Consider the following 11,851-nt stretch of genomic DNA (forward strand, 5'->3'; position numbering starts at 1 on the left):
ATTTGTTCTTTTCGGAATTCTCGCTCTTTAGCTTGTCTTTCAGATATCATATTACCAACTTAGTATTTTACGTTTCGAATGAGGGGTCGAAAATTAAAACGAAGTGGTTTGTTGACCTATTTTATTTTTATATTATTTATTCAGGGATTCTTTAAGGATAATCCATGCCATTATATAAAATGATATATACATCAATATTCCGGACACCATTGTGAGATAAACAAAACCATGGTGAATATACCGTATAGCAAAAAAAGATCCGAATGTCACCAAAGTTGAGACCAATGGTTCAATCATAAGAATCATTTTCCACTTTGGGGGTAAACTTTCTGTGAAAAACATTAAAATACCCATAACAAGAAATATGATGGAAAATGCAGTAATATGGGTATGAGAAGTCAACAGTAGCGCTTCAAAAGATTTTGGATATTGTTCAGGAATTTCAAAATCGGATGTAATCGTATCCCCGCCGTAAAAAGTTTGAGTGCCCGATAAAGTATAATCCGTATTATAACCCACATAGATTAATCCAATAGATACACCAACGGTGAGGACGAGAATAAACACTGTAATGAGAAGCTTCAACTCTCTTGGAAATAATCTAATAGTTTTTAGCTCAGTCATAATTGAGATTTAATTAGGGGGAAAAGCAAACTCAGTTTCATCACCCCTTTTGTCATGCTGTAAACTGATATGGTTGCGCCGGAAATTCCATCAATTTCATCACCCACAACATAATCAGAAATTTCAGAACGACCAACAAATTGGTTATTCCACTTTTTATTGGCAATCTCTCCACCGTAAGGTTCCCTATATTTAATCACTTGGGAATTTAATATTTTTCCACTCGTATCATAAATCACTAAAAAAGTGATGGGCATGGCCTTCCCTTTTACATTGTCTAATAAACCATAGGCCACCACACTATCCGCTTTCCGGATTGACCACACATAAATAAAATCATTAAAAAAGCGTTGGTGTACTTTTTTCTCAACAGCCAATTTATTTATTTTTTCCAATACCAGTTTTTGCATGGAAAATGATACGGAATCGCCAAACTTGTTCCGAATGACTTTTTCCACATCACCCTTGATTCCTGCTTGAACTTGCGACCCGAGTAAAAACAAAAATCCACAACTCAAAAAGATGCTGCGGAAATTAGAGAATCTCCGGCGATTGAATAAAATACCGCCGGAGATTTTTTGGATAACACGCTTCGAAAATTGATTAGAAATTATATCCCACACCTAGGTTTAAGAGTGTCACTTTATCCGCTGCTTTATCCGTATATGTTTTGGTACCATAATCCAGTTTAAAAACAATTTGGTTGATTGGTTTATAGGTCAATCCCAACATCATTTTACTGTAATGTTTTTTATCTTCGGATTCATGTCCCACGCCGGGATTGATATCTGTGACTCGAATCCATGGGTAGAGTTTTCCATCCAGATTCAGCATTTTACTAATATCATATCCGAGGTCAAAATAGTACCCGGTAGATGATTTTGCACTGTGATCGCTGTAACTGATATTCCCCCACTCTGCCACAACCATGAAACCATTGGCATCATACTTTGCATGAGCTTCCATCAATGAAACACCAATCGGTTTTTCACCTTCATCTGATTTGAGCGCTTGGGTCGTGGAAAATGATCCGCCCACTCGAAATCCGGGCATGCCCGTATAGGCAATCCGGCCATTGTATAGCAACTCTTGCACATTAGCTTTATATCCTTTTTGACGGCCACCACGAATACCTTGACTCCACTTAGATGCAATACCATCACCATTCAGGCCTTCGTGAATTACGGCCTTCCATGAGAAGCCATTGGATTGTCCATATACTGCTATCCCGTTTCCAAACCAGGTGGTTGGAATAATATATTTTGAATATTCCGGGCGCTCCACAGAAAAAAACAACGGTGGTTCATGAAAATCATTCATCAACCCCACTGACGGTAAAATCACACCCGCTTGAAACCCTATTTTATCCGAATGATAATTAATAAATGCCTGTTCCAATTCCAATTCACCATTACCGTCTTTTACATAATTATGCTCCAGTTCAACCTCAGATTTAAAAGACCATTTTTCTGTCCAGTTGTACCCATAATATATAATAAAGCGATGAAAATCCATTTTCTTAGCTGCGTCACCATCACCTATTTTTGATGAATTATAATGCATTTCACCATAACCACCGATAGAATACCCCGGTTCAAAAAAATTATCCTGGGCCATACTTATATTGGCTAACATCCCGAAGAGACCAATTCCCCTTATCACTTGTTTTAACATTTATCCCCCTAATCTAAATTTGTTTTAACTATATTGAGACTGATTCTCATTAGCAAATATACGGGTAGCAATCACATAATTGCAAATATTTTTTTATCTTATTTTATTTAAAAGAAAATCCTTGTTAGAAAATTCCGTTACCTGTATTATAGACCGACCAGTCGGTTTATTTATGAATCAAGAGAAACAAGATTTACGCAAAGATCAAATTTTAGATGCTGCCCTCTCCGTCTTAATAAAGAATGGATATGACAGATCGCGAATGGATGATGTGGTTCAGCAATCCCAATTAAGTAAGGGCGCCATTTATTGGTACTACAAATCCAAAAAGGATATGTATTTGGATTTGGTTAATTTTTGGGTCTTTAGATATAGCGTAACCATAAACCATTTAGTTGAAAATGATCAGTCTGCTCCCGATCAATTGAAGAGTTTGTTTAATTATTTTATTGATCAATATGAATCCGACCCTGATCCTTTCTTCGCGTTGACTGAGTTTTGGTCCATGGCCCAAAAAGATGATGAATTCAGGGAAAAACTTCAAATAGTCTATTCTCAATTTCTTGAAGTCTTTGAAAAAATCATAAAAAAAGGTGTTAATAATGGTGATTTTAAAAAATTAGATATCCGAATCACAGCCATGTCCATCATGCTCAATGTAGAATCTATAAACTGGTTCACACTTTTTGAACCCCACGGCGTGAGCGCACGAGAGTACATCCAGACCATCAGTGAATTTATATTGTCTGGTCTTTTGAAAAAGAAATGAGGTAATTGTTATGACCGAATCAACGACACAACTAAACACAGGTGGCCAATTTCTGGTTGAGTCCATCACAAAAACACAAGTGTATTCACGAGAAGACTTCACTGAAGAACACCACGAAATTTATAATATGGTTATGGAATTTGACCGTGATCGTATCCTCTCCCAAAAAGAAGAGATTGAAAAATATAATCCTAACTTAGTAAAGTCACTTATAAAAGAAATGGGCGATCTTGGACTCCTAGGCGTTGATGCACCTGAAGAATACGGCGGCATGGATCTTGATAAAGTAACTACTGCAATTGTTTCAGAAGCTTTGGTTCAATGCCCCTCCTTTTCTGTTTCGTGGGCGGTTCAAACCGGTATCGGCGCTCTTCCAATTATCTGGTTTGGAACAAAAGAACAAAAGGAAAAATATTTACCAGGTATTGTCTCCGGGGATCTTTTATGTGCATATGGTCTTACAGAACCAACAAACGGCTCCGATGCAGTATCTGCAAAAACAAATGCTATATTATCCGATGACGGAAAGCACTATATTTTAAACGGTGAAAAGATATTTATCACAAACGGCGGATGGGCCGATGTTTATACAGTTTTCGCTCAAGTTGATGGGGATAAATTCAGCGCATTCCTCGTTGATAAGGATACAGAAGGATTTTCGTTCGGTGCAGAAGAAAAAAAACTGGGAATGAAAGGATCATCCACAACTCCTCTCATTTTTCAAAACGCCAAAGTACCGGTCGAAAACCTTTTATATAAAGTAGGGAAAGGCGCCACTATTGCCTTTAATGTATTAAATATAGGACGATTCAAATTAGGCGCATCCAGTGTAGGAGGGGCAAAACTAGTTATTAATGGTTCGTCTCAATATGCCCAGGAACGACGGGCTTTTGGCCAGTCAATTTCTAATTTTGATGCTATAATTAAAAAAATTGCCAACATGACGGTACGCACTTTTGCCGCGGACAGTATGACCTACCGGACTATTGGATTACTCCAAAATGAAATTGACCAATTGGATAAATCCAGTCCTGATTATCATATCCAACTTGGGGAAGCGATGGAAGAATTTGCTATCGAAACGTCCATGGTAAAAGTTTATGGTAGCGACACAAGTCATTATGTGATTGATGAAGGTCTGCAAATCTTCGGTGGATACGGATTTTTGGAAGAATATCCACTGGCTGGGGCCTACCGGGATGATCGAATAAATCAAATCTGGGAAGGAACCAACGAGATTAATCGTCAAATCATTGCTGGGTTTATGATGAAAAAAGCATTAATGGAAGAATTACCCGTCCGCGATGCCATTAGAGATATTTCTGACTATATGTCCAATGGACAACTGAAGTTTGACGACAATACATTAGCTGAAGAATGCCAATCTATTGAAACAGCAAAACGATTGGCACTTTACCTCTTTAACGAAGCTTTATGTGAATATGGGCAGGATTTAAAACATGAGCAGCAGTTGACGGAGATTTTCGCTGATATTTTCACCGATATATTCACGGCTGAAAGTACTGTAGTTCGCGCCCGTAAAATTATGGCGAGTGATTCTCCTGAATCCACAGTAAGTGATATTGCCAAAGTATTCACTGCCGAAATGGGAAGCAGAATTATGGGAAATGTTCACAATGCAATCGGGGCCATCCACGATGGAGATCCGTCACCATTAGTTGATCAGAAGATTTCTGAATTTGAAAATCGCATGCGATTAAAAACGAATGTCATTGGACTTAAACGTAATATCGCAAAGCATATTTATGATAAAAATGGATATCCATACTAGGAGATTATGATGGGAAATAAAGCAGTAATAATTGATGCAACTCGTTCACCAATTGGTGTTAAAAATGGCGAGTTAGTTGGCATTCGTCCAGATGATTTGGCGGCACAGGTTGTTAAAGGACTTATGGATCGCAATCAAAAAGTAAGACCAAATCAGGTAGAAGACTTAGTTATGGGATGTGCCTTTCCAGAAGGCCCCCAAGGCATGCTCATAGGCCGCTCTGTGGCTACACTGGCGGGATTGCCAAATACTGTTCCGGGAAAAGTGGTTAATCGTTTTTGCGGTTCTGCCATGGATGCCCTCCACCAAGTGAGCACTGCCATTGAAAGTGGTGATATTGAAGTAGGAATTGCTGCGGGGGTGGAAGATATGTTCTCTATTCCAGGTGGCGGTTTCGCCCCGGATTTTCATCCCGAATTGGCGGAACAAGAATATTATATTGGTATGGGCGAAACTGCAGAAAACCTGGCCAACGATGGAAATATCTCCAGAGATGCCCAGGAAGATTTTGCTATTCAATCCCACGAAAAAGCATTAGCTGCATGGGAGGCTGGTCACTATGATAATGAAGTTATACCTATCGACGTCTACGGCGAAGCAACTGTAGCAAAAGATGAAGGGCCGCGAAAGCCTAACGTCGAAAAAATCAAAAGTTTAAATCCTGCCTTTGTAGAAGGCGGCTCTGTTACGGCAGCCACAAGCAGTCCTTTTTCATTGGGTGCCGCAGCTTTACTGGTCACCAGCGAATCCTTTGCCAAGGAAAATGGATTAACAATTCGAGCAGAAATAGTTAGCCGCGCTGTAGCTGGAGTTGATTGGACAAGGATGGGTATGGGCCCGATTCCCGCAACAAATAAAGCGTTAGAAAAAGCCGGCCTCACCATGAATGACATTGAGGTGATTGAACTAAATGAAGCATTTGCTGCACAATCTCTTTATGTGATTCAAGAAGGCGGTTGGGACGCAGATAAAATAAACCTTAACGGCGGTGCAATCGCACTTGGACATCCATTGGGGTGCTCCGGCGCGCGCATAATCGGTACGCTTATCAATGTAATGGAACAGAATGACAAACATATTGGTCTAGCCACAATGTGCATCGGTACTGGCCAGGGAATAGCCACTATCATAAAACGGTAACCCATATTGAATAAAATATTGAAAGATCCCATGAGTGGTCTGACCCATGTGGTTGGAGCAATCCTCTCTGTCATTGGACTCACCCTGTTAATTCTAGAGGCAGTCGACCCCTTTGACCCCTGGAAGGTTATAACCTTTTCCATATTCGGGTCTGGGCTTTTCCTCCTTTATACCGCCAGTACCTTATACCATTGGATTCCCGTTTCAGGGCGGGCGGAATCGATCTTAAAACGGTTTGACCATATGATGATCTATGTCTTGATTGCCTCCACATATACACCCATTTGCCTAGTTCCATTGCGAGGACCATGGGGTTGGAGTTTGTTTGGTATTATTTGGGGATTGGCTCTGTTTGGAATATTATGGAAATTATTCCAGTTCAAATTCCCAGAATGGTTTTCCACTTTCTATTATATTTTTATGGGTTGGATTTCCTTGATTGCAATTTGGCCCTTAATTTTAACCCTTCAAACCGGTGCATTGATTTGGCTACTTGCCGGAGGATTATTTTATTCCGGAGGTGTTATCTTTTATTCTTTAGATCGACAAGAATCTCCAAGACGGGGATTTGGTTATCACGAAATTTGGCATTTGTTTGTTCTTGCAGGCAGCGCCAGCCACTTTTGGGTCATGTATCGTTACATCACCCAATTTAATTAAACAGGATTTTGAGGATATTATGAGTCAAAAATTTGAAAAAGTCGCAGTGCTAGGCGCCGGAGTTATGGGTGCGCAAATTGCGGGACATTTTACCAATGCCGGCATCCCTGCCCTTCTCTTTGATATTAACCAAGAATTGGCACAAAAAGGTGTCGATGGCCTTACAAAACTGAAACCGGCTCCATTGTATAAACCTAAAAATGCAGAATTGGTGACCGCCTGCAATTATGATGATCATGTAGAAAGGCTCAGCGAAGTAGATCTTGTGATAGAAGCGGTTGCGGAGCGGATCGATATTAAACATGCGGTGTATAATAATATTGTACCCCATTTGAAAGATTCGGTCATTCTCACGTCCAATACTTCCGGGATTCCCCTTGGTGATTTAACTACCGTTCTTCCCGATTCCCTTAAAAAGCGATTCATGATAACCCACTTTTTTAATCCACCACGCTATATGCGTCTGTTGGAATTGGTGAAAGGTCCCGAAACGGATGAGGCGGTCTATAATATGATTGCTGAATTTGGTGAAGATGTTTTGGGTAAAGGAATCGTTCACGCCAAGGATACACCAAATTTTATCGGTAACAGAATTGGTGTTTATGGTATGGCTGTTACCATGAATACGGCCATTGAACATGGGTTAACCGTTGAAGAGGTAGATAAACTAACAGGCACAGTTGTGGGACGGCCCAAAAGCGCTACATTTAGAACGGCCGATGTTGTTGGGCTTGATACCATGATAAATGTATCAAATACATCTTATAATAACCTTCCTGATGATGATGAACGGGAGGAATTTAAAATTCCGGACTTTCTCCAAAAACTGGTGGATGATGGAAACCTCGGCGCTAAAACAAAAGCCGGTTTCTACAAAAAAACAGATGAGGGTATTTTTTCTCTTGATTTATTAACAGGTGAATACTGTCCTCAAAAGAAGGTTCGTTTTGATGGATTTCGCTTGGCAAAGGATCGCCAAACACCTGGCGAAAAGATAAAAGCCATGGCCTATAGCGAGGACAAGGGTGGCAAGTTTTTCTGGGAAGTATTATCCAAATCGCTAATCTATTCCGCCAATCGCATCCCTGAAATCAGTGACGATATTATCAATATTGATAATGCTATGAAATGGGGTTACGGTTGGGATGCTGGCCCATTTGAAGTATGGGATGCTATCGGTGTGGCCGAATCTGTTTCCCGAATGGAAGCTGATGGAAAAGCCATCCCCAAATGGGTAGTTGATATGCTTGCTTCCGGCAGGGAATCATTTTATGAAGCTAAAGATGGAAAACTCACCTACTATGATGTTTTATCATCTACTGTCAAAATAGCAGATACTAGCAAAAAATCCATTAACCTGAATCTCCACAAAACCGGTGGGAATGTGGTTAAAAAAGACTGGAGCGCCAGTTTAATTGATTTAGGTGATGGTGTGCTCAATGTAGAATTTCATTCGGTCCTTCAACCGACTTTAAACCCAATTGACGGCTCTATAGGTCAAACGATTAGTGATGGTATGGATCTGCTTGATGCTGGAAAATATAAAGCAATGGTTCTGGGGCATCAAGGTCCCAACTTTTGTGCCGGGGCAAACTTGGCCAATATGATCCAAGCTATTGAAGCCAGTGCATGGGATCAAATGACCGACACCATTAAACAACTTCAGGATTTAACACAGCGGATGCGATTTTCTAAAGCACCTGTTGTTGCCGCACCTCATCACCTCACATTGGGAGGTGGATTTGAATTAATCGCACCCGCAGCCCATCGTGTTGCGGCGGGAGAATTGTATATTGGCGCGGTAGAAGTGGGCGTTGGGTTAATCCCCGGTGCTGGCGGTAACCTTCGATTAATTTTGAATCTTTTGGAAAATAGTGGTAAAGGTCGGATGAATTCGTTCCAAGTCGCTCAAAAAGCATTTGAAACCATTGGATTTGCAAAAGTTGCCACCAGCGCTGATGAAGCCAAATTCATGGGATATATATTGACATCCGATACAGTAGTGCTTAACAATGATCAGCGAATCTGGGCTGCAAAACAAAAAGCACTGGAGTTGGTAAATGATGGCTACGAACCGCCCAAATACAGGGATGACCTAAAATTACCCGGAACCGGCGGCCGAACAGCAATGGCTATGGCGTTGAAAGGATTTAGGGCTCAAGGTAAAATATCCGCTCATGATGAATTTATTGCCAAGAAATTGGCTTATGTCCTGACCGGTGGTGATAAGGCAGGATTAACTAAATCTGTTGAAGAACAATATCTCCTAGATATTGAACGTGAAGTATTTGTCTCTCTTGCGGGGGAAGCATTAACACAGGATCGAATTCGTTTTATGCTTAAAAAAGGCAAACCGTTGCGTAACTAAGTTGGTGAATCCTTAAGAGAGTTTCTAGGCGCGGTGAGTAAGGCATCACCCCTTTTTTATTATTTCAACACATTAAATTTATTTTTAGCTTTTAGCCTATAATTTGATGGAAAAATGACGCCTCAAAAAGATACGACCTCAAACATCGTGAATTATTTAAAAATTGCCGGAATCGTGGCAATTCTTTATATGTTCCTCGTAAGCATCGGTATGATCGGTTCGGGATTCAAGGGTCTTGGTCGCGGATTTGCCGAAGGCTTAATGACCGGTGAGGCGGCTCCTCTCATTGGCCTATTTATTGGAATTCTTGCCACGAGTTTAATTCAAAGTTCTTCAACCACTACTTCTATTGTTGTAGGCATGGTAGCCGCCGGAACGTTTGGAGAAGATCCAGTCGTGGCTGTGGCAGCTGCAATACCTTATATCATGGGTGCTAACATCGGTACCAGCATCACCAATACTATTGTATCCATGGGACATATTGTTAATAAAAACGAATTTCGACGCGCCTTTTCCGCTTCGGTGGTTCATGATTTTTTTAACGTAATGACCGTAATCATTCTTTTTCCCCTCCAGTTATATTTTGGCATTATCAGTAAAACTGCCAACTGGATGGCAAGTTTATTTATGGGGGCCGGTACATTTACTTTTAAAAGTCCCCTTAAAATGATAACAAAACCTGTAGTGGATGCCATTAAAAATGTTTTTCAAATGCAGGATGTAATCAATTATAATTGGCTGATGATTATTATTGCATTAATACTTCTCTTCATTTCCCTACGATATTTGACTGTATTAATTCGTAGCCTTGTCATGGAAAAACTGGAAGCATTCTTTGACTCACATATTTTTAAAACTTCAATTAGAGCTATGTTTTTTGGTGTTTTTATTACCATCCTAGTTCAAAGCAGCTCAATCACCACATCGTTAGTAATACCCTTAGCCGGCGCTGGCATCCTGCAACTGAGACAAATTTTCCCCTATACACTGGGGGCCAATATCGGCACAACTATTACTGCATTATTAGCCAGTTTAGTCTCAGGAACACACGCCCCTCTGGCGGTGGCTTTTGGTCACTTGGCATTTAATATTTTTGGTATTGCTCTCATTTGGCCCATAGATAAAATTCGAAATATTCCCATCCACATGGCAGAATGGTTTGCAGATCTCGCAGTCCGAAATCGGATCATCCCCATTCTGTACATACTTGTGGTATTCTTCTTAATCCCATTATCATTAATTTTCATCGTGAGGTAAAACTATGGCAATCATACAAAACATTATCAACTTATGGAAAGCAGAAGATCTGCTTTCTCAGGCATGGAATCGTTCCTACGAAATGATGGAACTTTCTAGGGAAATATTCAATCAGGCGATAAAGTACCTTCGCCATGGCGAAAATATTGATACACTTAAAGCGTTAAAAAAACGTGATCGAGAGATTAATGCATTCCAGAAGGAGGTGCGCCGAAAAGTGCTCACCCATTATGCCATCGAGCAAGATACCACCGATATGACCAATGGATTAATTCTGGTCAATATGGTTGTGGATATCGAACGTATCGGTGACTACTGTAAAAATATTTTAGATCTTGCCATTAACTACCCTGAACAAATCGTATCTGAAGATATTGGCGGTGATTTACATTTGATCGAATCTGAAGTAAAAAAACGGTTTGACCAAACTCTAGAAGCCATCCATACCCAGGATGCAGATATCGCGCGAGCCCAAATGGAAGGCTATCGTGAACAAATGACCGGAAAATCAGACAATATAGTTAATGGTGTTTTGCGTGGAGAATTGGAATTCGGATCCACTGGTAAAACTGCCGCTGTTGTTCTATACGCTCGATACCTAAAACGGATTGGTGCACATTTAAAAAATATAACAACAACGGTTGTGAATCCATTTGATTCCATTGGGTATAAAAAATAGCGAAATTGCAAAATAAGAATAAAGAGAATTCATCCTCAATTTCAAATTTAAATTCTAATTCCGCTTTAAAAAGCTTTCTGTAAAAACATTGTTTTTTAAGTCTTGGTCATAGTCCACCTTCAGGACGACCATTTCTGTACGGTGATTATTCTTTAAGTTTTTCATTATCATTTTAGTGGCAGTCCAATAATCTCCATTTTTTACATGATCAGGGATATCCAATATTTTAAACATCGTCCCTTTTTTATTAAAAAACTCTACCCGCTTCATCAATGAATACTTTTTATCCACCCACACGATTCGCGAACTGTAATGGGAACCTTTTTCTATTGGATTCGCTTTCACCTTATAGCAATCTGCTCCATGGATAATATCCTCTCCCATCAGTTCATATTCATCCGCATCTAAGTCTCTTCCCGAGAGGTCTTCATAACTGAAGTCTGTTCCCATAAAACTACGGCCTTTTTCTTTAGTACGGATTCGTTTTACCTTTTTTAGAGCAGGGAGGTACAACCATTGATCATCCGATTCTGACCCAAGCCTGTCCCATGTAAGAAATCCTGTTCCCATTATTTCTTTTGGTTGAGAAAAACGCAACAGTGATTTGGATTTAAATTTACCATCTTCATACTTTTTTTCAATACTGATTAGTTCCCTAGATCGCCGTCTTTCTTTATTCCCTTTAGAAGATATAAGGGTCATTTTGAGCTGCGTTTGTACATCGATAGGCTTTGTCAGTTGATCCATTTTTTCCATGATGAATCGGGCAGATGGCTGGGCCATTAAGAGAGAACTTATAAATAAAAAAAGCATTTGTGTTTTTCTGATCATGCCAGAATTTACGTGATTAGAAGTTGTAGAAAAGCCCCAGTTTAGTGTGGGAAAAAT

At 40.0% G+C, this 11,851-nt stretch carries 11 protein-coding genes; 7 read left to right on the forward strand and 4 right to left on the reverse strand.

Annotated features, from left to right (window positions below):
- Positions 1-132 precede the first annotated feature (132 nt).
- From HN459_09615 to HN459_09625, 3 genes are all read right to left on the reverse strand, one after another.
- Positions 133-585, reverse strand: a complete 453-nt coding sequence (locus tag HN459_09615; protein ID MBT3479696.1) for a hypothetical protein — start codon at positions 583-585, stop codon at positions 133-135.
- Positions 586-620: 35 nt separating this feature from the next.
- On the reverse strand, positions 621-1,127 hold the full coding sequence (locus tag HN459_09620; GenBank protein MBT3479697.1) for an FMN-binding protein: 507 nt from the start codon (positions 1,125-1,127) through the stop codon (positions 621-623).
- A 100-nt stretch (positions 1,128-1,227) separates the two neighbouring features.
- Positions 1,228-2,259, reverse strand: coding sequence for a hypothetical protein (locus HN459_09625; GenBank protein MBT3479698.1), 1,032 nt, complete (start codon positions 2,257-2,259; stop codon positions 1,228-1,230).
- A 211-nt stretch (positions 2,260-2,470) separates the two neighbouring features.
- Here HN459_09625 and HN459_09630 point away from each other — a divergent pair, with 211 nt between their 5' ends.
- The 7 genes from HN459_09630 to HN459_09660 all read left to right on the forward strand — a co-directional run bounded on the left by HN459_09630 (position 2,471) and on the right by HN459_09660 (position 10,963).
- Entirely contained in the window at positions 2,471-3,067 is a 597-nt protein-coding gene (locus HN459_09630) for a TetR/AcrR family transcriptional regulator (protein MBT3479699.1), read from the forward strand.
- Positions 3,068-3,077: 10 nt separating this feature from the next.
- Positions 3,078-4,859, forward strand: a complete 1,782-nt coding sequence (locus HN459_09635) for an acyl-CoA dehydrogenase (GenBank protein MBT3479700.1) — start codon at positions 3,078-3,080, stop codon at positions 4,857-4,859.
- 6 nt (positions 4,860-4,865) lie between these two features.
- Positions 4,866-5,999, forward strand: a complete 1,134-nt coding sequence (locus HN459_09640) for a thiolase family protein (protein MBT3479701.1) — start codon at positions 4,866-4,868, stop codon at positions 5,997-5,999.
- Positions 6,000-6,005: 6 nt separating this feature from the next.
- A complete protein-coding gene (locus tag HN459_09645; GenBank protein MBT3479702.1) occupies positions 6,006-6,659 on the forward strand; it encodes a hemolysin III family protein in 654 nt (217 codons plus the stop codon).
- A 19-nt stretch (positions 6,660-6,678) separates the two neighbouring features.
- Entirely contained in the window at positions 6,679-9,027 is a 2,349-nt protein-coding gene (locus HN459_09650; GenBank protein MBT3479703.1) for a 3-hydroxyacyl-CoA dehydrogenase, read from the forward strand.
- Between the two features lie 114 nt (positions 9,028-9,141).
- Complete coding sequence (locus HN459_09655) at positions 9,142-10,284, forward strand: Na/Pi symporter (protein MBT3479704.1); 1,143 nt, start codon at positions 9,142-9,144, stop codon at positions 10,282-10,284.
- Between the two features lie 4 nt (positions 10,285-10,288).
- Positions 10,289-10,963, forward strand: coding sequence for a hypothetical protein (locus tag HN459_09660; protein MBT3479705.1), 675 nt, complete (start codon positions 10,289-10,291; stop codon positions 10,961-10,963).
- Between the two features lie 54 nt (positions 10,964-11,017).
- On the opposite strand, the gene HN459_09665 is transcribed toward HN459_09660, so the two are convergent.
- Complete coding sequence (locus HN459_09665; protein MBT3479706.1) at positions 11,018-11,776, reverse strand: outer membrane lipoprotein-sorting protein; 759 nt, start codon at positions 11,774-11,776, stop codon at positions 11,018-11,020.
- Between the last annotated feature and the right edge of the window lie 75 nt (positions 11,777-11,851).

Source organism: Candidatus Neomarinimicrobiota bacterium (assembly GCA_018647265.1).
Taxonomy (GTDB): domain Bacteria; phylum Fidelibacterota; class Marinisomatia; order Marinisomatales; family TCS55; genus TCS55.